Here is a 25,813-nt window from a genome sequence, read left to right as displayed (position 1 = left end):
TTAGGGTGAGGGGATAAAAACTAGTCCCACAAGTCCCTGGCAGGGTCGAGCACCGGGCGAATAATCCCGGCGCGCACAGTGAAATCGCCAAAGCCTTCATCGGCCTCACGCTCATTCGCCCAGCGCCCCACCAGCTCGTCAATCGAGCTGAGGATTTCCGGCTCCGTGATATTTTCACGGTACATACGCGGAATACGCGTCCCGATACGGTTGCCGCCAATGTGCAGGTTATAGCGCCCCGGCGCTTTCCCCACGAGGCCGATTTCGGCCAGCATCGCACGGCCACAGCCGTTCGGGCAGCCGGTGACGCGCATCACAATGTGCTCATCCGGCACCTTGTGTTTATCCATCACCTGCTCAACTTTGGTGACAAACTCAGGCAGGAAGCGTTCGGCTTCCGCCATCGCCAGCGGGCAGGTAGGGAAAGACACGCAGGCCATCGAGTTCTCGCGCTGCGGCGTGACCGCGTTCATCAGCCCGTGCCCGGTAGCCAGCTTCTCTATTTTAGCCTTTTCGCTTTCCGGCACGCCGGCGACGATCAGGTTCTGGTTTGCCGTCAGGCGGAAATCACCTTTATGGATCCGGGCTATCTCCAGCAGGCCTGTTTTCAGCGGGCGATCCGGGTAATCCAGGATACGGCCGTTTTCGATAAACAGCGTCAGGTGCCATTTGTCGTCGATGCCCTTCACCCAGCCGATACGGTCGCCACGGCCGGTGAATTCGTAAGCGCGGGTCGGCTCAAACTTGATGCCGGCGCGGCGCTCAACTTCCGCCTTAAACACCTCCACGCCCACGCGCTCAAGGGTATATTTGGTTTTGGCATTTTTACGGTCGGTACGGTTCCCCCAGTCGCGCTGGGTCGTCACCACCGCTTCCGCTACGGCCAGAGTATGCTCCAACGGAATGTAGCCGAATTCGCTCGCCGTGCGGGCATAGGTATTTTTATTGCCGTGCTCAATGGACAGGCCACCGCCAACCAGCAGATTAAAGCCAACCAGCTTGCCGTTTTCTGCAATCGCAATGAAGTTCATGTCATTGGCGTGCAGATCTACATCGTTCTGCGGCGGGATCACCACCGTGGTTTTAAACTTACGCGGCAGATAGGTCGGCCCCAGAATTGGCTCTTCATCCGTGGTGGCAACTTTTTCTTTATCCCACCAAATTTCGGCGTAGGCGCGGGTGCGCGGCAGCAGGTGCTCTGAAAGCTTTTTCGCCCATTCATAGGCTTCCTGGTGCAGCTCAGACTCCACCGGGTTAGACGTACACAGCACGTTGCGATTCACATCATTGGCGGTCGCCAGCGCGTCCAGGCCAACCTCGTGCAGCATTTCATGCGCGGGTTTAACGTTCTTCTTCAGGATCCCGTGGAACTGGAACGTCTGGCGGTTAGTCAGGCGGATGCTGCCGTAGATAGTCTTATCTTCGGCAAATTTATCAATAGCCTGCCACTGTTGGGTGGTGATTATCCCTCCCGGCAGACGGCAGCGGAGCATCATCGCGTGGCGCGGCTCCAGCTTCTGCTCCGCGCGTTCGGCGCGAATATCGCGGTCATCCTGCTGATACATGCCGTGAAAGCGGATCAGCAGGAAGTTGTCGCCGTTGAAACCGCCGGTCAGGCCATCCTGCAAATCTTCTTTAATGGTGCCGCGCAGGAAATCGCTATCGCGCTTCAGCCGTTCGGCGTCGACCAGTTTGCCTTCGACCACCAGAGGGCCAGGGTGTTTTTCGCTCATTAGTAGACATCTCGCTGATAACGGCGCTCAACGCGCAGCTCACTTAAAAATTCATCTGCCGCTTCGGTATCCATGCCACCGTGGACGGCCACCACTTCCAGTAACGCCTGTTCAACGTCTTTCGCCATACGATTGGCGTCGCCGCAGACGTAAATGTGGGCACCTTCTTGAATCCAGCGCCACAGTTCCGCGCCTTTCTCGCGCAGTTTGTCTTGTACGTATATTTTATGCTGCTGGTCGCGGGACCAGGCTAAATCGATGTTCGTCAGCAGGCCGTCTTTGACGTAGCGCTGCCATTCCACCTGATACAGGAAATCTTCGGTGAAGTGTGGGTTGCCGAAGAACAACCAGTTCTTGCCGCTAGCGCCGTCGTTATCGCGCTGCTGAATAAAGGCGCGGAACGGGGCAATACCGGTGCCGGGGCCAATCATAATGACCGGAGTTTCCGGGTTTGCCGGTAAGCGGAAGTTATCGTTGTGCTCAATGAACACGCGAACTTCGCCGTCTTCTTCAAGGCGATCGGCCAGGAAGCCGGAAGCCCCGCCGCTGCGGGCACGGCCTTCGATGTCATAGCGCACCGCGCCCACGGTAATGTGAACTTCGGTTTCAGCTTCCGCCTGCGAAGAGGCGATTGAGTAAAGACGCGGCGTGAGCGGGCGCAGCAGGCTAACCAGCTGTTCCGCCGTCAGCTCCGCCGGGGCGTAGCGAGCCATATCCACAATCGGCGTGGTCTGCGCGTAATGCTGTAATTTTGCTTTATCGCCCACCAGCTCCAGCAGCGCCGTGTTGCGGGTCAGCTGGGCGTAGCTTTCAACGATATTGCCGGTGTTCACAGTCAGTTCGAAGTGCCACTGCAGGGCTTCGCTCAGCGGCAGCGTTTTGCCGTCAACGGTGACGCTTTCATCGCCTTTCAGCCACAGCAAATCCGTCAGCTCTTTCACCAGCGCCGGATCGTTCTGATACCAGACGCCAAGCGCGTCGCCCGGCCGATAGCGCAGGCCAGAATCGGCAAGATCGATTTCGATGTGGCGCACGTCTTTATCGGAATCGCGGCCGGTAATCTTCTGGTTAACCGCGAGCGTGGCGGTTAACGGTGCTTCTTTGCTGTAAGGGCTGGTGAAAATTTCGTTGCTCACGCCAGTGGCGGTCGCGGTCGCCTGAGCCGGGGTTTCCGCCGGTACGCGAGACTTCAGTAGTTCGACAATTTTGCCACGCCATTCCTGGGCCGCAGGCTGGTACTCGACGTCGGTATCGACGCGATCCAGCAGGCGCTCACCGCCTAATTCCGCCAGCTTGCTGTCGAAGTCTTTGCCGGACTGGCAGAAGAATTCATAGGAGCTGTCGCCGAGGCCAAAGACCGCAAACGCGGTACCGTTAAGCTTTGGTGCCTTCTTCGAAAACAGGAATTTGTGCAGGGCCACGGCTTCTTCCGGCGGCTCCCCTTCCCCTTGCGTGGAACTGACGACAATCAGCAGCTTTTCCTGGGCAATTTGCTTGAATTTATAGTCGCCCGCGTTCACCAGGTTGACGTTCAGCTTCGCCGCCAGCAGGTCGTCACGCAGCTGCTCGCTCACGCGGCGCGCGTTGCCGGTCTGCGAAGCGGAAATTAGCGTGATAACCGGCACTTCTGCCGCAGGGGCCGGAGCCGCCGCGACAGCGCCAGGCTGCTGGTTAATCATTCCCCAGAAGTAGCCGGACAGCCAGGCCAACTGAGTGGTCGAAAAATCAGTGGTCGCCGCCTGAAGGCGTGCCAGCTGGTCCGGCGTTAGCGGCAGCAAAGCGCTCGGTGGAACCTGAGAAGTCATACGTATTTAGCTTCCAGTAGCAAAGTGCAAAAAAGGGCTTACAGACTGTAATGAGTCAAGGTTAACCAGCAGGTTATCAACAATTAAAGAAGGGATGGAAATAATAAATAACTAAAACGACTAATCGTTTTTTCAGGTAAATCATAGTGTTAAAAGTGATTAACTAACTAACTGATGAATAAAAGATTTTCGCTCATTCACCGTTACTTACAGCATGTAGCCGGGCCGCGGGCCGTTTAGTTAATGCGAAAAATAGTCCATTCCGCTATCATGCGGCGGTTTTTTGAATTCCAGAGAGTTGAATGATGTCCACCACCCTGTTTAAAGATTTTACCTTCGAAGCCGCTCACCGCCTGCCGCACGTGCCGGAAGGCCACAAATGCGGTCGCCTGCATGGCCACTCCTTTATGGTGCGCCTGGAAATTACCGGCGAGGTAGATCCCTATACCGGCTGGATCATGGACTTTTCCGAGCTGAAGGCGGCGTTTAAGCCGACTTACGATCGCCTCGATCACTATTATCTGAACGATATCCCAGGGCTTGAAAACCCAACCAGCGAAGTGCTGGCGAAATGGATTTGGGATCAGATGAAGCCCGTCGTTCCGCTTTTGAGCGCGGTGATGATCAAAGAAACCTGCACCGCCGGCTGCGTTTACCGCGGTGAATAAGAACGAAAAAAGTCCGGAAATCACGCCGGACTTTTCCCGTCTGCGCACCTCATCAAGCTAATTTTCTTCCCGCTTTGGTAAGCTACTCCGTCGCAACTAAAAGGTGCACGGGATGGCCACTACAGATTTCGATATTATCGTCGTAGGTGCAGGGATCGCAGGCTCCTGCTGCGCGGCAGAGTGCGCGCGCGCCGGGCTAAATGTTCTGCTTGTTGAGCGGGCAAGCCAGCCCGGAGGCAAAAACCTGTCGGGCGGCAGGCTTTACACCGCCGCGTTTGACGATCTCTTTCCTGACTTTTCTCGTACTGCCCCGCTTGAGCGCTGTATTACCCATGAAAAACTCTCCGCTCTGACGCCGGACAGCGCCACTACGCTCAGCTTTCAACAGCCCACGGCTTCTTCATACAGCGTGCTTCGCGCACGTCTCGATCCGTGGCTGTTCCAGCAGGCTGAACAAGCCGGAGCCCAGTGCCTGGCGTCTACCCAGGTCGATGGCCTGCATGTCGAAAACGGCGTGGTGAGCGGCGTAGTGATTGACGGAGAAGTGCTGAGCGCCAGAGCCGTGGTTATTGCCGAAGGTGCCAATACCCTGCTGGCAGAGCAGCATAAGCTATTGAACAAGTTGCCCGAGCACGGTGTTGCGGTCGGCGTTAAGGAAGTGCTTGCGCTGCCGAAAGAAGATCTGGAAAACCGTTTTGCCCTCGAAGGTAACGAAGGCGCGGCCTGGCTGTTCACCGGTGGCGTCTGCGGCGAGCAGCCCGCAGGTGGTTTTCTCTATACCAATAACGATACGCTTTCTGTCGGCATCGTTTGCCCCCTATCTTCACTCCGGGCTTCCTCCGCAGCGCTTCCTGACCTGCTGGAAAACTTCAAACAGCACCCAACGCTGCGCCCGCTTTTACGCCGCGCCGAGCTGGTGGAATACGGCGCCCATCTCATTCCTGAATGCGGCCTGAACGGGCTCCCCGAACGCCTGGCCGGCCCAGGCTATTTGCTGGTGGGCGATAGCGCCCGTTTCTGTATCAATACCGGCTTCACCGTGCGCGGCATGGATTTGGCTGCGCTTTCGGCAAAAGCGGCGGCACAAACGCTGATTCAAGCGCTGCAGGAAAATGAAAGTGTCGATCTTAATCAGGTTTATCGCCAGCAGCTGGAGCGCACTACGCTGTGGGGTGTGCTGGAGCGCTACCGCAAAATGCCCGATTTTTTACAAACGCCAGGGCTGTTTCAGGACTATCCGCACCTGCTGGCCGAGCTGCAGCGTGATATCTTTGATCCCCAAAGTTCACCGCCACCCCGCCTCGGCAGCCTGCTGTGGAAGCATGCCCGCAGGGCCGGTATTTCCCGGCTGGTTAAAGACATTTTTCACGGAGGACGCAGCCTGTGAACCTGCATGAGAAACTGGCAAAGAACGCCTGGCAACCCGCAGAGAAACCGCACATTGTTCCTGCAGACAGCCCCGACAGAGAAAGCCTTGCCCTGCTGGTACGCGCCTGCCCCGCAGGGTTATACCGCCAGAAGGAAGACGGCAGCCTGCAGATTGATAATACCGGCTGCCTGGAGTGCGGCACATGCCGCCTGCTTTGCGACGAACAAACCCTCAGCCGCTGGCGCTACCCGCCCGCCGGCTGCGGCATCCAATTACGCTTTGGTTAATGGAGTTCAAGCTGTGTCCCTGATGTCCCTACTCAAACAACATCCGCTGATTGCAGCGGTAAAAGATAACCAGAGCCTGCAGCTGGCGCTGGAGTCCGACTGCCAGGTTATTTCCGTGCTGTACGGCAATATCTGCACGATTACCGGCATCGTGCAGCAGATTAAAAAAGCGAACAAATACGCGCTGGTGCACGTCGATTTACTGGAAGGCACGTCGAATAAAGAAATTGTGATTAACTTCCTGAAGCTGGTGACCCAGGCCGATGGCGTGATCAGCACCAAGGCACCGATGGTGAAAGCGGCCAGGGCGCAGGGGTTCTTTGCCATTCACCGGCTGTTTATCGTCGACTCTATCTCTTATCACAACATCGATAAGCAGATCGCGCAGTCAAACCCGGACTGCATTGAAATACTGCCCGGCTGCATGCCGAAGGTGATGAAGTGGGTGACGGAGAAAATCGACCTGCCGGTGATAGCGGGCGGCCTGGTGTGTGACGCGGAGGATGCTAACAACGCCCTGAACGCCGGCGCGCTGGCTATCTCAACCACCAATACCGGCGTCTGGCAGTTGGCTAAATATCTTCCCTGACGCAGTTTTGCAGCTCGGCTAACACCGGCAGCAGGTCGTCCACAATCCCCACGTCGGCATGGCGAAAAATTGCCGCCTGTGGGTCGCTGTTAATAGCGACGATAAACCGGCTGTGGGCAATGCCGCTGATAAAGGCAGGTGCGCCGGAAACGCCTGCGGCAATACAAACGTCGGCGGCAACCTGAGTGCCGGACATCCCTAACAGCTTGTCCATGCTGCACCAGGCGTGCATCACCGCTTCCCGGCTCGCGCCGGTTTCCATCCCCAGCGCGCTGGCGCAGGCTTCAACCTGTTCCATCGCCTGCTGGCTGCCTACTCCTCGCCCCACGGCCAGCACAAGCCTGGCTTCAGCCAGCCCGGACGCACTCTCCTCAGCAATAGACGTACATTCAACCAGCCAGGCAGGCTTCTGTTCCGCTACGGGAATCTGCGAATATTCTATCTCTGGCTGCCAGTTCCCTGCGCCCGGCGAGGACGCAACGCTCAGGCACCAGGGTTTATTTTGCAGCCGGAGAGTAGCCACCAGCGCGCCGCCGCAGGCATTTTTGTGCACCGTTTTTTGGGTAATATTTACCCCACTGACGGCACTCCAGGCTTCCCCCTTCAGGCGGCACGCCAGCCGGGTTGCCAGCTCCGCGCCCTGCCAGCCTGAAGGAAACAGCAAAACATTTGCAGGGGACTGAGCATAGTGCGCGCATAACGCGTTCAGCAGCGGCTCGCTGTATTCAGTCTCCGGCAGCAGCCAGCCTTCAAGCTGGACTTTTTCAGTCTCGCTACACGAAATAAAATTCCCGAACTCGTTCAGCACGGCAGCTTTTCGGGACTCGGGCAGGATCAGGGCAATTTTCATGGCTGCATCCTTTTACGTAGCCAGTCGCGGTAAAGGCTACGGGCCTTCTCACCCGCATCGTTTCCCTGAATAATTAAGCCGCCGCGCTGTCGCTGAGGGTTATCCAGTTCGACCAGGGCAGGCGTGGCTACCTCGGCACCCAAGGTTTCCGCAGGCAAAACCTCAACGTCCGAGGCCTTTACCGCCAGTTTTTGCCGCAGGCCCGGCGTTCTCAGGCAATATTCTCCCCGGCTTTCAATCATCAATACCGCAGGCAGCCGCACGGTAAGGCGGCGTTTTCCGGTAGCATATCGCTGTTTCAGCTCAACCTGCTGTAGCGTCTGATTCACCGAAAAATCATAGACCTGACTGAAGCACGGCCAGCCAAGCTGTTCTGCCAGATAAAACCCCGTCTGGCCGCTGTTGCCCTCGGCGCTGCGCGACCCCAGCAGCACCAGAGATTGAGGGTTTTGCTGCTGCCAGGCCGCCAGTAAAGCGGCAACCGAGGCAGGTGCAAAAGTCATTTCACCTTCCCGCTTCAGCCTCACCGCCCGTTGGAACCCCAGCGCCTTAAACTGGCGCAGAAAGCTGTCAGCACGTTCGTTACCAATACTTAATCCCGTGAGGTTCATACCCTCTGGCTGGCGCAGCATCATCTCGGCGGCGGCCTGCTCATCTTCCCCCAGGCAAGGACGAGTTATCGAAGTGTCCAGCCCTTGATGTTTCGCGGCCAGCCAGTCTTTTTCCGCCAGCATGGCGAGATCTGGCTCGGCCTTAAAGGCTAACAGAATGTTCATGGTTAACTCCCGGAGGCTGCTCTTTATTCCCGGATGCGGTCACGAGGCTCATATTTCGCGTTTCCGGCGCCCAGAAAACGGAAACCAGCAGGCCCAGCATCAGAACCGCGCTCAGCAATAGCATGGTGTTCTGCACGCCGAAAGAGACCAGCGCCACCGGCAGCAGGCCGGTGCTGATGGCCGAGCCGAAGCGGCTCATCGAAGTCGCAAAACCGACGCCCAGCGAGCGAATATCGGTCGGGAAACTCTCGGCGGGCAATACGCCCACCAGATTGCTGACCGCTGAAATCGTCAGGGTAAAAATGAAGAACAGCAACAGGATGATCGTGCCGTGTTGTTCCGGCACCAGCGCCAGCGCGGTGAGGCTTAAGAACAGCACCAGAAAGCCGCCGATCAAAAAGCCGCGACGAGAACAGCGGTGGGTCAGCACAAGGCCCGCAATCGCCCCTACCACCAGCACCATATTCAGCAGCAGGCTGGCGGTCAGACCATCCTGCATACCCAGCAGCCCGGTAATAGACGGCAGCCAGGTGTAAATCGCAAACCACGGAATAACCAGGCAAACAAAGAACAGGCTATTGAACGCGGTGCGCCGCCAGTATTGCTCGGAAAACAACGTCCGAAGATGGCGGGAGGTCGGCACCGCAATTTCATCGCTGATAACAACATGTTCGCCAAAGCAGCGACGCACAATCTGGTGAGCCTCGGACACTCTCCCCTGGCGCATCAGCCAGCGGGGTGACTCCGGAGTACCCCAGCGTAAGAACGTGATTAACAGCGCGGGAAACGCTGCGGAAGCCAGCAGCCAGCGCCAGGCATCCGCCCCGCTGTCCACCATTAAATGGCCAATCAGGCTTGCCAACACGTAGCCCAGCGTCCAGACCACGCTGAACGCGCCTAGCAGCACGCCGCGATGTTTGCGTGGGGCAAATTCGGCCAGCATGGTATGGCCCACAGAATAGTCGCCGCCCAGCCCGATGCCGATCAGCACCCGCAGCAGGATCAGCTGTTCCACGTTGCTCACGAAAAACTGTAAAAAAGAGGCCAGCGTGATGAGCACAAAGCTGAAGTTAAAGATTTTCTGCCGGCCAATATGATCGGAGATCCAGCCCAGCACCAGGCTGCCAAGAAACAGCCCAAACAGCGCCGAACCGCCTACCAATCCTTCCTGTAGCGGCGTCAGGCCCATTTGCGGCGTAAGCATCACCAGCGCAAAGCCAATCACGCCCAGCACGTAGCCGTCCGTCAGGTGGGCGCCGAAGGTCAGCCCGGCAATGCGTAAATGAAAGCGATTAAGCGGCAGGTCATCCATACGAACCGGGTCGGCGTGCATACTGATTCCTTTGTCGATCCGTAAGTAGAAAGGTCGGCTCCTGAGAGCCGACCTGTACGGTTACTTTTCAATCGGCCAAATCGTGCCGGTATTCATGATGCCGTTTGGATCGTATTGATCTTTCAGGCCCTGCATGATTGGCCATGCGGTGCCGTGCTCCAGCTTAGACCAGTGCACGCGGTGCTTGCCGATCCCGTGGTGGTGCACCATCGATCCGCCGAGGCGAATCGTCTCTTCCACGATGATTTTGTTCAGCGGGTTGTGGTACTTGTCGATCTCCTCTTCCGGCTTGCAGTCCACCACGTTGTAGTCGTAAACGAAGTACATGTTGGTGCCGTTGATGTAGCTGTGGGAGGAGTGGCCGCCCAGCATAGTGATGTCGCCTGCATGAGGGAACTCATTACGAATGCGCTCGATCACATTGTGGTAAATCTCATGGATGCAGCTCCAGCTGCCGGAAACTTCGGTGGTAAAGCCCATGTTGCCGGTTTTCATGATCTGCACGCGTTCGGCGGCCACTTTTTCCGGGCCCCAGTTCAGGTTGTTGAACCAGGTTTCGATCAGCTTGCTGTCCACTTTCTTGCATTCCGGGTAACGAGCGACGATCTCTTCGATACCTGCACCTGTCGCTTCCGCCAGGCGCTTAGAGCCTTCCGCCATAAAGATAAGCACGCATTTGCCCTCGGCAAAATGGGTGAAGTGCTGGGTACCGTCTTCGGCGTCATACAGGCGGGCAATCGACGGACGATACCCTTCGGCCATCACTTCACGCAGGATGTTGAAGCCGGTTTTCATGTTGTCGAGGATGTAGCCGTAGAACAGGTTGTTTTCCGGCATGTATTTGAAGATTTTTACCGTCACTTCGGTGATGTAGCAGAGCGCCCCTTCATTACCGATAATCACATGGCGGATATCCGGGCCAGCGGCGCGGCGCGGCACGTTTTTAATGCGCGTAATGCTGCCATCCGGGAACACGGCTTCCAGGCCAACGACCATGTCCTCAATCGCCCCGTACAGGGTTGAGAACTGGCCGATGCTGCGGGTAGCGACCAGGCCGCCCATTTGTGCCAGCGGCTTGGATTGCGGAGAGTGGCCGGTGGTGTAACCCTTTGCGCGAAGCGCATCTTCCAGCACTTCCAGCGGAACGCCGCATTGGGCGGTCGCCTGCATGTTTTCAATATCGATATCGATAATTTTGTTCAGTCCTGAGCCGTCCAGCACCACGGTGTTTTTCACCACGGTTTCCAGGCCGCCTTCCGTTGCAGAGGCGCCGGTACGCGGGATACAGGTGATGCGGTTGCTGTTCAGAAACGCCAGCACGCTGGAGACTTGCTCAGCGCTCTGTAATTTCACTACCGCGGCCGGCAGCGGCTGAGTGTACACGCCATGAATATCCGCATATTTTCTGAACCGGTCGATACTGTTTTTCTGCAATACTTTCTCATCGGTAATAACCTGCTGTGGGCCAACGATTTCTTTTAATTGATCCACAATTGCTTCGCGAGATAAAGACATGACAACTCCTTCCTGACAAATAAGGGAATACGGATAAAAATAATAGAAAGCAGGAACCACCCTGCGAGAATCACCTGACTAAATAACCACCATCAACCACTAATAAATGGCCATTCACATAATCTGAAGCGCGGCTGGATAAATAAACCATCGCCCCCATAAGATCCTGAGTTTCACCCCAGCGGTTGGCTGGAATATGATCAAGTACGCGTTTATTGGTTTCCGGATTTTTACGAGTTTCAGTAGTAATATCGGTGGCATAATAACCAGGCGCGATACCGTTCACCTGAATATTATATTGACCTAACTCATCACAATACGCTTTCGTTAAGCCGGCCAGGGCATGTTTTGTGGCGGAATAAGCCGGAGACCACTGCCCGCCAAGATAAGAAAATAACGAACAGATATTAATGATTTTTCCGTGTTTTTGCGGAATCATCACTTTTGCCGCTTCGTGGCTTAATTCAAACGCGGCGGTCAGGTTGATATTGATCATCGGGTCCCAGTCGGCGCGGCCGAAGTCCAGCACCTTGTTGAGCTTACAAATCCCGGCGTTGTTGACCAGAATATCCACCGAGCCGAAGGTTTCAAGGCACCGGGCAATGACCTGAGCAGGCGCGCCTTTTTCGGTAATGTCGACGGTCATAAAGGCCACTTTTACGCCTTGCTGTTCAATAAGTTGACGCGTTTCTCCTTTCTCTTCCACCACCGTTGGAATAAACACATTCGCCCCGGCTTTCGCCAGCGCCATGGCAAACGCCTGCCCCAGCCCGCTGTTGCCGCCGGTGACAATCGCCGTCTTCCCTTTCAGCGAGAAGAAGTCCAGTGAGAATTCGTTGAGTGCGCTGAGCGACATGGTGAACTCCTTAAGTTTTTTAAACGCAAAAAAAAATGAGAAAAGTAAGCTCCCCCCGAAAGGGAAGTTACTTTTCTCATCGTCTCTAGTAACTGGCTAAAATAAGTATCACAGCGGCAGACTGCGTTATGTGATCAACATCACAACTCATTAACGCGAAGGTTTTAACGCTAAATTATTCACCGTGAAAACCAATAGCGTGATATTTCTCACACTAAAAAACAGTGTCTCATGATAATAATCTCCGCAATTACTAGAGCCTATGAGAAAAGTAATCAGCCCCCACAAGGGATTGGTTGCTTTTCTCTTTTTTTTGTCTTCAACAACCCTACTCACTGAGAGTACACCATGCGTGATTCAAATTTTCGTCGCTGGCTAACGCTGGCAATAATAAGTATCAGTGGTGGCGTAAGCTTTGACCTTGCTTATTTAAGGTATATTTACCAAATCCCAATGGCAAAATTTATGGGATTTAGCAATACCGAAATAGGCTTAATCATGAGTACTTTCGGAATAACCGCAATTATCCTTTATGCGCCCAGCGGAATTATTGCCGACAAATTTTCTCACCGCTTAATGATGACCCTGGCAATGATTACCACCGGCCTGCTGGGCATCGTCATGGCTTTCTACCCCCCGCTCTGGATGATGATAGTTATTCAGGTTGCCTTCGCCATCACCACGATTCTGATGCTGTGGTCGGTCTCCATTAAAGCCGCGTCCCTGCTGGGCGATCACAGCGAACAGGGGAAAATCATGGGCTGGATGGAAGGCCTGCGAGGCGTGGGAGTCATGGCGCTGGCGGTCTTCACCATGTGGGTATTCTCACGCTTCGCCCCGGAAGATGCCAACAGCCTTAAGGCCGTCATTCTGATCTACAGCGGCGTTTATATTGCGCTCGGCGTGCTGTGTTGGTTCTTCGTCAGCGATGGCTTTACCGGCCGCACGGAGGATGCTCAGGAAGCTAAAAAACCGGCGTTCCAGCTCAAAGATATTCTGTCCGTATTGCGCATCAGCACCACCTGGTACTGCAGCATGGTTATCTTCGGGGTCTACACTATCTATGCAATCCTGAGCTACTCCACCAACTACCTGACGGAGATGTACGGCATGTCGCTGGTGGCCGCCAGCTATATGGGCATCGTGATAAATAAAATCTTCCGCGCCTTTTGCGGCCCGCTGGGCGGCATCATTACCACCTACAGCCGAATTAAGTCGCCGACTCGCGTTGTGCAGTTGCTTTCTATTGTCGGTGCCGTGGCATTGGTTGCGCTACTGGCGACAAACTCAAATCCTCAGTCCGTCGCCATGGGCATTGGCCTGATCCTGCTGCTGGGCTTCACCTGCTACGCCTCGCGCGGGCTTTACTGGGCCTGCCCGGGCGAAGCCAGAACGCCGCCCTACATTATGGGTACCACCGTCGGCATCTGCTCGGTCATTGGCTTCCTGCCGGACGTGTTTGTTTACCCGCTTGTCGGCCACTGGCAGGACACCCTTCCGGCCGGGGAAGCCTACCGCAACATGTGGCTAATGGGATTAGCCGCGCTGTGCATGGTTATTGTCTTTGCCTTTTTGCTGATTCGCAAAATTCGTGCAGCCGACGTGGCACAGGAAAAATTGGCATCGCTGGCCGCAACAGGCGAGTGATGAGGGAAAATTGAAGGAGAAAGGCAATGTCGAAGAAATACATCATTGGGATTGATGGTGGCAGCCAGAGTACAAAAGTCGTGATGTACGATCTGGCGGGCAATATCGTCTGCGAAGGCAAGGGGCAGCTCCAGCCGATGCACACGCCTGATGCGGATACCGCCGAGCACCCTGACGACGATCTGTGGGACTCGCTGTGCCGCGCCGGGCAGGATTTGATGAGCAATTTTACGGGCGACATGAGCGCCATCGTCGGGATTGGACTCGGCTCCATACGCTGCTGCCGTGCCTTATTAAAAGCCGATGGCACCCCTGCTGAGCCGCTGATCAGCTGGCAGGATGCTCGCGTCACCCGGCCTTACGAGCACACTAACCCTGATGTCGCCTGGGTGACATCATTCTCGGGGTATTTGTCGCACCGCTTAACCGGGGAGTTCAAAGACAATATCGCCAACTATTTTGGCCAGTGGCCGGTGGATTACAAAACGTGGTCGTGGAGCGACGATGGCGAAGTGCTGAAGAAATTCAACATTCCGCGCACCATGCTGTTTGATGTTCAGATGCCGGGCACGATCATCGGCCATCTTACGGAGAAAGCCGCCAGGGCAACGGGTTTCCCGGCAGGGTTACCGGTGGTTTGCACCACCAGCGATAAACCGGTCGAAGCGCTGGGGGCCGGGCTGCTGGATGACGAAACCGCGGTGATTTCCCTCGGCACCTATATCGCGCTGATGATGAACGGCAAAGCGCTGCCAAAAGCGCCTGTCGCCTGGTGGCCAATCATGTCGTCCATTCCGGAAACGCTGCTGTATGAAGGTTACGGTATCCGCAAGGGGATGTGGACGGTGAGCTGGCTGCGGGACATGCTGGGCGAGTCGCTGATTCAGGATGCCAAAGCGCAAAATCTCTCGCCGGAAGGGCTACTGAATAAAAAGGCTGCTCTGGTGCCACCGGGCTGTAACGGCCTGATGACCGTTCTGGACTGGCTGACCAATCCGTGGGAACCGTTCAAACGTGGGATCATGATTGGGTTTGATTCCAGCATGGACTACGCATGGATTTACCGTTCAATCCTCGAAAGCATCGCGCTGACGTTGAAAAACAACTACGACAATATGTGCCATGAGATGGACCACTTTGCCAAACACGTGATAATCACCGGCGGCGGTTCCTACAGCGATCTGTTTATGCAAATCTTTGCCGACGTGTTCAATCTGCCGGTCAGGCGTAACGCCATCAACGGCTGTGCAAGCCTGGGCGCGGCCATCAACACCGCCGTTGGGCTAGGGCTGTATACCAGCTATGAAGAAGCCGTCGAAAAAATGGTGCGGGTCAAAGATGTGTTTATGCCTGTTGAAAGCAACGCTAAGCGCTATGAGGCGCTAAACAAGGGGATTTTCAGGGAGTTAACGCAGCATACTGATGCCATTTTGAAGAAATCGTATCAGGTACTGCACGGAGACCTGGAGAACACAGACGCTATTCAAAGCTGGTCCAACGCTTAACCTCACGTTCAAAGCCGGGTGCCCTTTCGACGCCCGGCTTAACGCATCAGGCAATATTCAGATACTTATGAGTTTGCATCGACAGACGCCAGTTACGCGCGATACAGGTTTCAATACACAGGCGCGTCGCGTCGTCTTTTTGGCTGATCGGCTGTAAGGCAATAATCCGACTCTTCTCGTCCGTCAGCGTGGCAAGCAGTTCGTCCAGCGCTTCAACGTCGCGCATGCGGCCCACTGGATGCTTAATTTCATCCGCTCGCTCCAGCGCCTGCGACAGAATGTCGTAGCCGCCGCGCATGTTCACCTTAGGGGAAACCGTCACCCAGGTATTCGCCGTGCAGCGCACTTCGTGAGTGCCGCTGGTTTCTATCTGGCAGCTAAACCCGTTTTTCTCCAGCAGATCGGTCAGCGGCGTAAGATCGTGAATGCAAGGCTCGCCGCCGGTGATAACCACATGCCGCGCGGTATAGCCCTGACGGCCAATCACCGCCAGCAGATCTTCGGCGCTTCCCGCGCCCCATTTGTCGCTTTCTTTGGTTTTGGCCAGGATGCTGAACAGCGAAACTTCGCGATCCGCGAGCTTATCCCAGGTATGTTTGGTATCGCACCAGGCGCAGCCTACCGGGCAACCCTGCAGGCGAATAAAAATGGCGGGCACGCCGGTAAAATAGCCTTCCCCTTGCAGGGTCTGGAACATCTCGTTAATCGGGTACTGCATAATCATCTCGGTCATAGTCACAAAAAGTAATTATCGCAGAACTGGCGATGGAGATCATGCGAAAGCGGCTGCGCCGCGGCGATGTCAGATGCACGTCCTATGATTCAGCCCGAAGCAAAACCTCCATTTTCACGGTTACTGTGTACCAGCTCTCAACTTTCTCACGGTGATTAATTGTTCGCTCCCGATGTTGATCGTCGTCATCACGGCACGTATTGCTAAGTCCTAGCATCCATCTGGCTTTCCCCTGAAATCACATAAGGAAATGATAAATGGATAATTCTTCTGTTCCCGGACAACAAAGAGTGGGGCTCAGCGCCTGGTTTAGTTTGCTATTTGCGATGGTCTTTTTTTCTGGCCTGTTGGGCGGGAAAAACTGGTATGGCGTGTTTGACTTCACCACGCTAAACGGCGCCTTCGGCAAAGTTGTCAGCGGCGTTAATCCAGCCGGAGAATCGCTGGATATCGCCAAAAGCGCCTTCCGCGGCAACGGCGGGTATGGCGCAATGGACGGCTTTCTCTTCGCTTTCGGCCTGATTCCTGCCGTGATGTTTGCGCTGGGCATGATTAACGTGCTGGAACACTACGGCGCACTGCGGGCCGCAAGAAAGCTGCTGACGCCTCTCCTCCGGCCCTTGATGGGCGTTCCCGGTGCCACTGGCCTTGCGCTAATCGGCAGCCTGCAAAGTACCGACGTTGGCGCGTCGCTCACCCGCGTGCTGGCTGATGAAGGTCAGATTACCGAAAAAGAAAAAACCGTGTTCACCATGTTCCAGTTTTCCGCCGGAGCCATGATCACCAACTTTTTCTCTTCCGGGGCGGTGCTCTTCACGCTGATCGCCGTTGACGGCAGCCAGGCCGTGCCAAGCTCTATTGGCATGTGCGTCGCCGTGATATTCATTATGAAAATCGTGGGGGCAAACATGATGCGCCTGATCCTGAACGTCACAGAGCGCAAAGCAAAAACAGAGGTGCAGCATGGCTGATACAGCAAAACCGATGATCACCGATGTCTTTGTGGCCGGGGCGCGCAAAGGCTGGACCATAGCCACTACCAGCACGCTGCCCAATGTATTGATGGCATTCATTATTATCTATGCGCTTGAGCTGACGGGCGCGCTGCAGGGTATGGCGTGGCTGTTTGGCCCGGTAATGAAACTCTTCGGGCTGCCCGGTGAAGCCGCGGCGGTACTTATCGGCGGCTGGATGTCGATGGGCGGCGGCGTAGGCGTCGCTATCAGCCTGTTTGAAAGAGGAATTCTCAGCGGAGAACACCTGGCTATTCTCGCGCCGGCCATCTATTTGATGGGCTCGCAGGTGCAGTATGCCGGGCGTATTCTCGGCGTCGTTGGCATCCCTGCGAAACGCATTCCGCTGATGATAGCCCTTTCCGTACTCAACGCATTTTGCGCCATGCTGATCATGCGCGTTCTTATTCTGGAGTAATTCATGGACCTGAAACAGTATCTTCAAGAGTTAAAAAGAGTCGTGAATATCGACTGCGGCACCGCCACCCCTGCTGGTGTGGAAGAGGTCAGCCATATCTTTCAGCAATGGTATCTGTCAGAAAACTGGCACTGTGACAGCGTTGATCTGGGGAACAAAGTGGGGCCGGGTCTGTTTGCCACCAATAAACCCAATGCCACGTGGTACGACGTTTTACTGGTGGGACATATGGATACCGTATTCCCGCCGGGAACCGTTTCAGAGCGCCCTTTCAGCATTGAAGGCGATCGCGCCTATGGGCCTGGCGTTTCGGACATGAAAAGCGGGCTTCTGGCAATTCTCTGGGCTCTGCGCGGGCTGGAAAAAGCGGATCTTGAGCGGCTCGCTATCGCCGTGGCCATGAACCCGGACGAAGAAACTGGCTCGGCCTATTCGCACGAATGGATCGGCGGCATCGCAAAACGCAGCCGCTGTGTGCTGGTGTGCGAAGCCGCAAGAGCCGACGGCTCACTGGTAAAAGCGCGAAAAGGCATGGCCCGCTACCGCCTGGCTTTTAAAGGCGTTGCCGCCCATGCGGGTAACGATCCGGAAAAAGGGCGTTCGGCGGTTAAAGCGCTCGCTCACGCGGTGCTGGCGATAAGCGATTTGGCCGATCCGACTAAGGGTACCACGCTGAACACCGGCGTTATTTCCGGCGGCGTCGGGGCGAATATAGTGGCGGATCGCGCGGAGATGATTGTCGATCTTCGCTTCAATGATAACGACGAATATCTGCGGGTTAACGAGGCCGTTCAGTCGTTCAGCCAGCGCCAGTTCGAACCAGATGTGCTAACAACCGTCGAACAGCAGGCACAAACGCCAGCGATGTCGCCTTCCGCCGAAACGGAAAAGCTGATGAAGCTGGTGGAAAAAGCCGGTGAGGCTGTCGACGTAGAAGTCCGCTGGCAGGCGGTAGGCGGTGGCTCAGACGCCAATCACACGGCGGCCCTTGGCATACCTTCTCTGGACGGATTTGGCCCTATAGGCGCGGGCTTCCATTCCCCTTCTGAATACCTGGAGCTGAACAGCATTGAACCTCGGGTTCGACTGCTGCGTGAAGTTATTCGCTCGCTGTAAAAAAAAGGCCGGGATCTTCCCGGCCTGCTTCATTATTTTTTCAGTTTAAAATCAATCACCATGCGGCCTTTGATCTTGCCGCTCTCCATTTCATGGAAAATGGTATTAATGTCCTCCAGAGGACGTAGCGTCACCTTCGGCGTTACCTTTCCTTCCGCTGCAAACTGGAATGCCTCGGTCAGGTCCTGACGCGTACCGACCAGCGAGCCAACAACCTCAATGCCGTCCAGTACCAGGCGAGGAATGTTCAGGCTCATGGACTCCGGCGGCAGGCCAACGGCCACGATACGAGACCCGGCACGAACAGCGTCAACGGCAGAGTTAAAGGCTGCTTTAGCAACGGCAGTCACTACCGCGGCGTGGGCACCACCGGTTTTTTCCTGAATGATTTTTGCCGCGTCTTCGTTACGGGAGTTGATCACCAGATCGGCCCCGCTCTCTTTGGCGAATTCGAGCTGAGCGTCGTTGACGTCAACCGCAATAACCTTCGCGTTAAAGACGTTTTTGGCGTACTGCAGCGCGAGGTTGCCGAGGCCACCTAAACCGTAGATAGCAATCCACTGGCCCGGCTTAATATGGGAAACTTTTACCGCTTTATAGGTTGTTACCCCGGCACAGGTAATGCTGCTGGCTTCGGCAGATGCCAGGCCATCCGGCACTTTTACCGCATAGTCAGCCACCACGATGCATTCTTCCGCCATGCCGCCGTCTACGGTAAAGCCCGCATTGGTTACGCTACGGCACAGGGTTTCATTACCAGAATTACAGTATTCACAGTGGCCGCATCCGCGGAAGAACCAGGCCACGCTTGCCCGATCGCCTACTTTCAGCGAGCTGACACCCGGCCCAATCGCCTTCACGATGCCAATGCCTTCATGCCCCAGCGTGGTGCCGGTAACATCGCCAAAGTCGCCGTTTTTAACGTGCAAATCCGTATGGCAAACGCCACAGCATTCCATAGCCAACAGCGCTTCACCATGCTCCAGCGAACGCACGGGTTTATCAACGATATCGACTGAATGGTTCTGACTTACTACTGCTGCTTTCATATGCGGTCTCCTGACCTGATGTGAATAACCCGACAAGCCTGGCCCAGCAGGCCGAAGGACGCAACAGATAAGCGTTAATTAAGCATTTGATGTGAAAGGTTTTAAATTTAAGACGAAAAAAAACCCGCCGAAGCGGGTTTTTCAAAGTCTAAAGCAGCAGTAAGAAATTACTGGCCTTTAACTTCTTTCAGACCGTTGAACGGCGCTGGGGTGCCCTGTGCAGCCAGTGCTTCTTCGATACGAATCAGCTGGTTGTACTTAGCAACACGGTCAGAACGGCTCATAGAACCGGTTTTGATCTGGCCAGCAGCGGTACCAACAGCCAGGTCAGCGATGGTAGCGTCTTCGGTTTCGCCTGAACGGTGAGAGATAACCGCAGTGTAGCCAGCGTCTTTCGCCATTTTGATCGCAGCCAGAGTTTCGGTCAGGGAACCGATCTGGTTGAATTTGATCAGGATGGAGTTAACGATGCCTTTTTCGATACCTTCTTTCAGGATCTTGGTGTTGGTTACGAACAGATCGTCACCAACCAGCTGGATTTTGTCGCCCAGAACTTTGGTCTGGTATGCGAAACCAGCCCAGTCAGATTCGTCCAGACCGTCTTCGATAGAAACGATTGGGTAATCTTTGGTCAGGTTTTCCAGGAAGTGAGTGAACTCTTCGGAGGTGAACGCTTTGTTGCCTTCGCCAGCCAGAACGTATTTACCGTCTTTGTAGAATTCAGACGCTGCACAGTCCATTGCCAGAGTAACGTCTTTACCCAGCTCGTAACCTGCTGCTTTAACCGCTTCAGCGATTACAGCCAGCGCTTCTGCGTTGGAACCCAGGTTAGGCGCGTAGCCACCTTCGTCACCAACAGCGGTGTTCATGCCTTTGGACTTCAGCACTTTAGCCAGGTTATGGAACACTTCAGAACCGATACGTACCGCTTCTTTCAGCGTTTTTGCGCCAACAGGCTGAATCATGAACTCTTGAATATCAACGTTGTTGTCAGCGTGCTCGCCGCCGTTGATGATGTTCATCATAGGCAGAGGCATAGAGTATTTGCCTGGGGTGCCGTTCAGTTCAGCGATGTGAGCGTAAAGCGGCAGGCCTTTAGAGGCAGCAGCAGCTTTAGCAGCAGCCAGAGAAACAGCCAGGATGGCGTTAGCGCCAAACTTGGATTTGTTCTCGGTGCCATCCAGATCGATCATGATCTTATCGATGTTAGCCTGGTCTTTAGCATCTTTGCCAAGCACAGCTTCAGCGATCGGGCCGTTAACAGCAGCAACAGCTTTCAGTACGCCTTTACCCATGAAACGAGATTTGTCGCCATCGCGCAGTTCCAGAGCTTCACGGGAACCGGTAGAAGCACCTGATGGTGCAGCTGCCAGACCAACGAAACCGCCTTCCAGGTGAACTTCGGCTTCAACAGTCGGGTTACCGCGGGAGTCGATGATTTCACGACCGATCACTTTCACAATTTTGGACATAGTAGGTTTTCCTCAAGTCACAACGTTAAACTAAAACTCCAGACAAACAACGCGCGAGAATGTCGCGCGTTGCCGTTCTAACTCTACTTACTTCGCCTGGCGTTTCTGGTACTCACCGGCGGCTTTCACGAAGCCTGCAAACAGTGGGTGCCCGTCACGCGGAGTCGAAGTGAATTCCGGGTGGAACTGGCAGGCAACAAACCATGGATGGTTTGGCACCTCAATGATTTCCACCAGTTGGTCATCACCGGAACGACCTGCAACACGTAAACCAGCTGCTTCAATCGGTTTCAACAACATGTTGTTGACTTCATAGCGATGGCGATGGCGTTCAACGATAGTCGGCTCACCGTACATCTGACGAACCAGGCTACCGTCGGTCAGCTGACATTGCTGCCCGCCGAGGCGCATTGTGCCGCCCAGATCGCTCTTCTCGGTGCGCACTTCAACGTTGCCTTCTTCATCGCGCCACTCGGTGATCAATGCCACCACAGGGTACTTACAGTCTGGCACAAATTCAGTGGAGTTGGCGTTATCCATGCCCGCCACGTTACGGGCGAACTCGATAAGGGCAACCTGCATACCCAGGCAAATACCGAGGTACGGGATGTTGTTTTCACGGGCATAGCGCGCGGTAGCAATTTTGCCTTCAACGCCGCGATAGCCGAAGCCGCCAGGGATCAGGATAGCATCCAGACCTTTCAGCAGCTCAACGCCACGAGTTTCAACATCCTGTGAATCAATCAGCTTGATGTTCACGGTCAGACGGTTTTTCAGCCCGCCGTGTTTCAGCGCTTCAATCACCGATTTATAGGCATCCGGCAGTTCTATGTACTTACCGACCATACCGATGGTGATTTCGCCCGTTGGGTTGGCTTCTTCGTAGATAACCTGTTCCCATTCTGCCAGATTGGCTTCCGGCGCGTTCAAGCTGAATCGTTTACAAATATAATCGTCCAGCCCCTGTGATTTCAACAGGCCTGGAATTTTATAGATAGAATCGACGTCTTTCAGAGAGATTACCGCTTTCTCTGGAACGTTACAGAACAATGCAATCTTCGCACGTTCGTTGGCCGGTACAACGCGGTCAGAACGGCAAATCAGCACGTCTGGCTGGATACCAATGGAGAGCAGTTCTTTTACGGAGTGCTGAGTCGGCTTAGTTTTCACTTCACCGGCTGCGGCCATGTAAGGCACCAGCGTCAGATGCATGTAGAGGGTGTGCTCACGGCCCACTTCTACCGCCATCTGGCGAATCGCTTCAAGGAACGGCAGGGATTCGATGTCACCGACGGTACCGCCGATTTCAACCAGCACTACGTCGTGGCCTTCGCCGCCTTCCAGAATACGTTCTTTAATGGCGTTGGTGATGTGCGGGATAACCTGCACGGTCGCGCCAAGATAGTCACCACGGCGTTCTTTACGCAGAACGTCAGAATAGATACGGCCGGTGGTGAAGTTGTTACGGCGGCTCATCTTGTTACGGATAAAGCGCTCGTAGTGACCCAAATCCAGGTCGGTTTCAGCGCCGTCTTCGGTAACGAACACTTCCCCATGTTGAATAGGGCTCATGGTACCCGGATCGACGTTGATGTACGGATCGAGTTTCATGATGGATACGTTGAGGCCACGGGCTTCAAGAATAGCTGCGAGGGAGGCTGCGGCAATGCCTTTACCCAGAGAGGATACGACCCCGCCGGTCACAAAAATATAGTTCGTTGTCATGCTGAACCTGAGAAGTTAGGTTTAAAGACGATGGAATAACCAGGACGGGAAAGCAGTATACCCGAACAGCATGGGTGCCACAAACATTCATTCTGTCCTGTGGATTTTCTCCTGGCCCCACAGTCAGGCTAAGAAAATAGCCCTTCCGTGATAAATGTTTTTGACGCAAATCAATCGCTTGTTAAATAAAAAGCGCCATAAAGCGCACTTGATAGCAAAAACGCTTTAGATATCAGTTTCCTGGCGTTTCACTTCCTGCCAGGCCTTTTCCATAATCTCCAGCCCCGCCTGCTCCATGGTCAGCCCCTGAGCGGCAACAATCGCTTCCACTTTTCGGAAACGGGCCTCAAATTTTCGGTTCGCTTTTTGTAAAGCGACCTCGGCTTTGGTGCCCAGATGACGAGCCAGATTGACGGTAGCGAACAATAAATCGCCCACTTCTTCTTCCAGTTTTGCCTCATCCACCACGGCCTGCTGGGCTTCAAACATCACTTCATCAATTTCTTCGTGCACTTTATCCAGCACCGGGCCAAGCGTCTTCCAGTCGAAGCCGACGTTTGAGCAGCGTTTCTGGATTTTTTGCGCCCGCATCAGCGCGGGCAGCGCCTCGGGGATATCGTCGAGTGCAGAGTGTTGTGCCTTCTGCGCGCGTTCTTCAATTTTGATTTGCTCCCACTTCGCCAGCACTTCACCGCTGGTCGTGGCGTCCCCGTCAGCAAAGATATGCGGGTGGCGACGCTCAAGCTTGTCGCTGATGCCCCGACAGATATCCTCAAAATTAAAGCGCCCTTCTTCCTGCCCCATCTGGGCGTAAAACACCACCTGGAATAGAAGATCGCCTAGCTCACCGCGCAGATCGTCAAAATCTTCACGGTTAATGGCGTCGAGCACTTCATAGGTTTCTTCGAGAGTGTAAGGGGCGATGGTGGCAAAGGTTTGTTCGCGATCCCACGGGCAGCCATTTTCAGGATCGCGCAGGCGTTGCATGATCCCGAGCAGGCGGTCGATTTGAGTCATTGTTATTCCTTGTTTTTTTACCCTCACTCTAACCCTCTCCCTAAAAGGGAGAGGGAACTGGATCGAGTAGAATCGTTCTCAGGAGTGAGGGGCAATAAATTAGCCGTGCAGCCTGCGAGCATCGATAATGTCCGGCACCTGATTCAGCTTGCCCAGCACGCGGCCAAGCACCTGCAGGTTGTAGATCTCGATGGTCATATCGATAGTGGCCAGCTGCTGCTTCGTGTCGCTTCGGCTGGCAACGCCAAGCACGTTAACCTTTTCGTTCGCCAGAATCGTCGTGATGTCGCGTAGCAGACCGCTGCGATCGTTCGCCGTCACGCGCACCACCAGCGAATAGCCGCTGGAGTAGCTTTCCCCCCAAACGGCATCAACGATACGTTCCGGCGCATGAGACTGCAGCTCTGCAAGCTGGTCACAGTCCGCACTGTGAATCGAGATCCCTCGCCCCTGGGTGATGAAGCCGACGATTTCATCTCCCGGAATCGGCTGACAGCAGCGGGCGATGTGGTGCATAAGATTTCCTACGCCCTCCACAACGACGCGACCATTGTCTTTGCTGCGCGACTGCGGCGGGGCATAGGTTTTTTGCGTCAGCTGACGCAGCGCGGCGGCATCCTGTTCTTCTGCGCTCGGCTTATTAAACTGCGCCTGCAGGTAGTTGCTCATCTGATTGAGGCGGATATCCCCCCCGCCGATGGCCGCCAGCAGCTCTTCAATTTCGTTGAAGTTGTAGCGCGGCAGCAGCGTTTTCTCAGCTTCTTTCAGGCTGATCCCCAGATGCTCAATTTCGTCGTCCAGGATCTGGCGACCGGCAAGAATGTTCTTGTCCCGATCCTGCTTGCGGAACCAGTTATGGATCTTCGCGCGCCCGCGGCTGGTGGTAATGTATCCCAGGTTTGGGTTCAGCCAGTCGCGGCTCGGATTTGGCTGCTTCTGGGTAATGACTTCAATCTGGTCGCCCATCTGCAGCTGGTAGGTGAACGGCACGATGCGCCCGCCGATTTTCGCCCCGATGCAGCGATGCCCGACATCGCTGTGGATGTGGTAGGCGAAGTCCAGCGGCGTCGAGCCGGCCGGCAGGTCAACAACATCCCCCTTCGGCGTAAACACGTATACGCGGTCGTCAAAGACCTGGCTACGGACTTCGTCGAGCATCTCGCCGGAGTCGGACATCTCTTCCTGCCAGGCGATAAGCTTGCGCAGCCACGCAATGCGGTCTTCATGACCTGAGCTGCCGCTGCGCGCATTGCCCTCTTTGTACTTCCAGTGTGCGGCCACGCCCAGCTCGGAATCTTCATGCATCTGCCTGGTGCGGATCTGTATCTCTATGGTTTTGCCGTTCGGGCCGAGCACCACGGTGTGAATGGACTGGTAGCCATTCGGTTTAGGGTTTGCGACATAGTCGTCAAACTCATCCGGCAGGTGGCGGAAGTGAGTGTGGACTATCCCCAGCGCCGCGTAGCAGTCCTGCAGGCGCTCGGCGACGATGCGCACGGCGCGCACGTCAAACAGTTCGTCAAACGCGAGATGCTTTTTCTGCATCTTGCGCCAAATGCTGTAGATATGTTTTGGTCGGCCATAAACTTCAGCCTTTACGCCCTCTTCTTTCATCGAAGAGCGCAGCGTGCCGACAAAATCGTCGATGTACTGCTCGCGATCGATACGGCGCTCGTGCAGCAGCTTCGCTATACGCTTGTATTCTTCCGGGTGCAGGTAGCGGAAGCAGTAATCTTCCAGCTCCCACTTAAGCTGGCCAATGCCCAGGCGGTTCGCCAGCGGCGCATAGATATTGGTACATTCTTTCGCCGCCAGCACGCGCTCATCTTCCGGCGCGTCTTTCACTTCGCGCAGATGGGCGATACGTTCCGCAAGCTTAATGACCACGCAGCGGAAGTCGTCCACCATCGCCAGCAGCATCCGGCGAACGTTATCCACCTGGTCAGAAGAAACGGAGTCGTTGTGGGTCGCTTTCAGGTGGCGAATAGCGTCCATGTCACGCACGCCGTGAATCAGGGTAACCACCTGTTTGCCGACGCTTTCCAGCATCACTTCTTCACTGACCACGCCCGCGTCCGCCAGCGGGAACAGCAGCGAGGCGCGCAGCGTATCGTTGTCCATACTCAGCATCGAGAGGATTTCGACCATCTCCACGCCACGCCACAACAGCAGCTCGGCGTCGGGATGTCCTTTGGTCTGGCGTTCACAATACGCCCAGGTTTCGGCTAAGCGTTCACACGACTGCTGGTTGGAAATCCCGAGGCTTGCAATCCATTTTTCGGGCGCAAATTCGCCAGCTTTGTTGATATGTGCACTTCTTACCGCAACCATTATCCT

General features: G+C 55.1%; 22 protein-coding genes. 9 read left to right on the top strand and 13 right to left on the bottom strand.

Annotated elements, in window-relative coordinates:
- Window positions 1-20: 20 nt before the first annotated feature.
- Both cysI and cysJ read right to left on the bottom strand, forming a co-directional pair.
- Window positions 21-1,733 carry an assimilatory sulfite reductase (NADPH) hemoprotein subunit gene (cysI, locus tag JT31_RS16345; protein ID WP_038479436.1) on the bottom strand — a complete coding sequence of 571 codons (1,713 nt, stop codon included), beginning with the start codon at window positions 1,731-1,733 and terminating at the stop codon, window positions 21-23.
- Window positions 1,733-3,538 carry an NADPH-dependent assimilatory sulfite reductase flavoprotein subunit gene (cysJ, locus tag JT31_RS16340; RefSeq protein WP_038479433.1) on the bottom strand — a complete coding sequence of 602 codons (1,806 nt, stop codon included), beginning with the start codon at window positions 3,536-3,538 and terminating at the stop codon, window positions 1,733-1,735. Before cysJ ends, cysI begins: the two co-directional genes overlap by 1 nt.
- Window positions 3,539-3,840: 302 nt before the next feature.
- On the opposite strand from cysJ, the gene queD reads away from it, so the two are divergent.
- The 4 genes from queD to JT31_RS16320 all read left to right on the top strand — a co-directional run bounded on the left by queD (window position 3,841) and on the right by JT31_RS16320 (window position 6,451).
- Window positions 3,841-4,206 carry a 6-carboxytetrahydropterin synthase QueD gene (gene queD / locus JT31_RS16335; RefSeq protein WP_162473299.1) on the top strand — a complete coding sequence of 122 codons (366 nt, stop codon included), beginning with the start codon at window positions 3,841-3,843 and terminating at the stop codon, window positions 4,204-4,206.
- A 112-nt stretch (window positions 4,207-4,318) separates the two neighbouring features.
- A complete protein-coding gene (locus JT31_RS16330) occupies window positions 4,319-5,593 on the top strand; it encodes an FAD-dependent oxidoreductase (RefSeq protein ID WP_038479430.1) in 1,275 nt (424 codons plus the stop codon).
- Window positions 5,590-5,862: a 4Fe-4S dicluster domain-containing protein gene (locus tag JT31_RS16325; RefSeq protein ID WP_038479427.1), complete on the top strand. Its 273-nt coding sequence runs from the start codon at window positions 5,590-5,592 to the stop codon at window positions 5,860-5,862. Before JT31_RS16330 ends, JT31_RS16325 begins: the two co-directional genes overlap by 4 nt.
- A gap of 13 nt (window positions 5,863-5,875) precedes the next feature.
- Entirely contained in the window at window positions 5,876-6,451 is a 576-nt protein-coding gene (locus JT31_RS16320) for a glycerol-3-phosphate responsive antiterminator (RefSeq protein WP_038479425.1), read from the top strand.
- Here JT31_RS16320 and JT31_RS16315 read toward each other — a convergent pair.
- From JT31_RS16315 to JT31_RS16295, 5 genes are all read right to left on the bottom strand, one after another.
- On the bottom strand, window positions 6,435-7,301 hold the full coding sequence (locus JT31_RS16315; RefSeq protein ID WP_038479422.1) for an electron transfer flavoprotein subunit alpha/FixB family protein: 867 nt from the start codon (window positions 7,299-7,301) through the stop codon (window positions 6,435-6,437). The genes JT31_RS16320 and JT31_RS16315 overlap by 17 nt on opposite strands.
- On the bottom strand, window positions 7,298-8,077 hold the full coding sequence (locus JT31_RS16310) for an electron transfer flavoprotein subunit beta/FixA family protein (protein ID WP_038479419.1): 780 nt from the start codon (window positions 8,075-8,077) through the stop codon (window positions 7,298-7,300). The genes JT31_RS16315 and JT31_RS16310 overlap by 4 nt, the downstream gene beginning before the upstream one ends.
- Complete coding sequence (locus JT31_RS16305; RefSeq protein WP_038479416.1) at window positions 8,055-9,410, bottom strand: MFS transporter; 1,356 nt, start codon at window positions 9,408-9,410, stop codon at window positions 8,055-8,057. The genes JT31_RS16310 and JT31_RS16305 overlap by 23 nt, the downstream gene beginning before the upstream one ends.
- A 60-nt stretch (window positions 9,411-9,470) precedes the next feature.
- The gene (locus tag JT31_RS16300) at window positions 9,471-10,925 is read right to left on the bottom strand and encodes an FAD-binding oxidoreductase (RefSeq protein WP_038479413.1); all 1,455 of its coding nucleotides are present in this window, start codon (window positions 10,923-10,925) and stop codon (window positions 9,471-9,473) included.
- A 70-nt stretch (window positions 10,926-10,995) separates the two neighbouring features.
- Entirely contained in the window at window positions 10,996-11,781 is a 786-nt protein-coding gene (locus JT31_RS16295) for an SDR family oxidoreductase (protein ID WP_038479409.1), read from the bottom strand.
- 348 nt (window positions 11,782-12,129) lie between these two features.
- Here JT31_RS16295 and JT31_RS16290 point away from each other — a divergent pair, with 348 nt between their 5' ends.
- Both JT31_RS16290 and JT31_RS16285 read left to right on the top strand, forming a co-directional pair.
- Window positions 12,130-13,428: an MFS transporter gene (locus JT31_RS16290; protein WP_038479406.1), complete on the top strand. Its 1,299-nt coding sequence runs from the start codon at window positions 12,130-12,132 to the stop codon at window positions 13,426-13,428.
- 26 nt (window positions 13,429-13,454) lie between these two features.
- Entirely contained in the window at window positions 13,455-14,933 is a 1,479-nt protein-coding gene (locus tag JT31_RS16285; RefSeq protein ID WP_038479403.1) for an FGGY-family carbohydrate kinase, read from the top strand.
- Window positions 14,934-14,979: 46 nt separating this feature from the next.
- On the opposite strand, the gene queE is transcribed toward JT31_RS16285, so the two are convergent.
- Complete coding sequence (queE, locus tag JT31_RS16280) at window positions 14,980-15,651, bottom strand: 7-carboxy-7-deazaguanine synthase QueE (protein ID WP_038483216.1); 672 nt, start codon at window positions 15,649-15,651, stop codon at window positions 14,980-14,982.
- Between the two features lie 272 nt (window positions 15,652-15,923).
- Between queE and JT31_RS16275 the strand changes: the two genes are divergently transcribed.
- Genes JT31_RS16275 through JT31_RS16265 form a run of 3 tightly spaced genes read left to right on the top strand, consistent with a single transcriptional unit; the run spans window position 15,924 to window position 18,213 of the window.
- Window positions 15,924-16,637 carry a nucleoside recognition domain-containing protein gene (locus JT31_RS16275; RefSeq protein ID WP_038479400.1) on the top strand — a complete coding sequence of 238 codons (714 nt, stop codon included), beginning with the start codon at window positions 15,924-15,926 and terminating at the stop codon, window positions 16,635-16,637.
- A complete protein-coding gene (locus JT31_RS16270; protein WP_038479397.1) occupies window positions 16,630-17,097 on the top strand; it encodes a YjiG family protein in 468 nt (155 codons plus the stop codon). Before JT31_RS16275 ends, JT31_RS16270 begins: the two co-directional genes overlap by 8 nt.
- Before the next feature lie 3 nt (window positions 17,098-17,100).
- Entirely contained in the window at window positions 17,101-18,213 is a 1,113-nt protein-coding gene (locus tag JT31_RS16265) for a M20 family metallopeptidase (protein ID WP_038479394.1), read from the top strand.
- 32 nt (window positions 18,214-18,245) lie between these two features.
- Here JT31_RS16265 and adhP read toward each other — a convergent pair whose 3' ends face one another.
- The 5 genes from adhP to relA all read right to left on the bottom strand — a co-directional run bounded on the left by adhP (window position 18,246) and on the right by relA (window position 25,807).
- On the bottom strand, window positions 18,246-19,262 hold the full coding sequence (gene adhP, locus JT31_RS16260) for an alcohol dehydrogenase AdhP (RefSeq protein ID WP_038479390.1): 1,017 nt from the start codon (window positions 19,260-19,262) through the stop codon (window positions 18,246-18,248).
- A gap of 167 nt (window positions 19,263-19,429) precedes the next feature.
- Entirely contained in the window at window positions 19,430-20,734 is a 1,305-nt protein-coding gene (gene eno / locus JT31_RS16255) for a phosphopyruvate hydratase (RefSeq protein ID WP_016538007.1), read from the bottom strand.
- 87 nt (window positions 20,735-20,821) lie between these two features.
- Window positions 20,822-22,459, bottom strand: a complete 1,638-nt coding sequence (pyrG, locus tag JT31_RS16250; RefSeq protein WP_038479387.1) for a glutamine hydrolyzing CTP synthase — start codon at window positions 22,457-22,459, stop codon at window positions 20,822-20,824.
- A 225-nt stretch (window positions 22,460-22,684) separates the two neighbouring features.
- Window positions 22,685-23,476, bottom strand: a complete 792-nt coding sequence (gene mazG, locus JT31_RS16245; protein WP_038479385.1) for a nucleoside triphosphate pyrophosphohydrolase — start codon at window positions 23,474-23,476, stop codon at window positions 22,685-22,687.
- Window positions 23,477-23,575: 99 nt separating this feature from the next.
- Window positions 23,576-25,807 (bottom strand): GTP diphosphokinase, encoded by a 2,232-nt coding sequence (gene relA / locus JT31_RS16240; RefSeq protein ID WP_038479382.1) that lies wholly within the window; start codon window positions 25,805-25,807, stop codon window positions 23,576-23,578.
- Between the last annotated feature and the right edge of the window lie 6 nt (window positions 25,808-25,813).

Source organism: Cedecea neteri (assembly GCF_000757825.1).
Classification (GTDB): domain Bacteria; phylum Pseudomonadota; class Gammaproteobacteria; order Enterobacterales; family Enterobacteriaceae; genus Cedecea; species Cedecea selenatireducens.
This window is presented reverse-complemented; position numbering and strand designations above follow the sequence as displayed.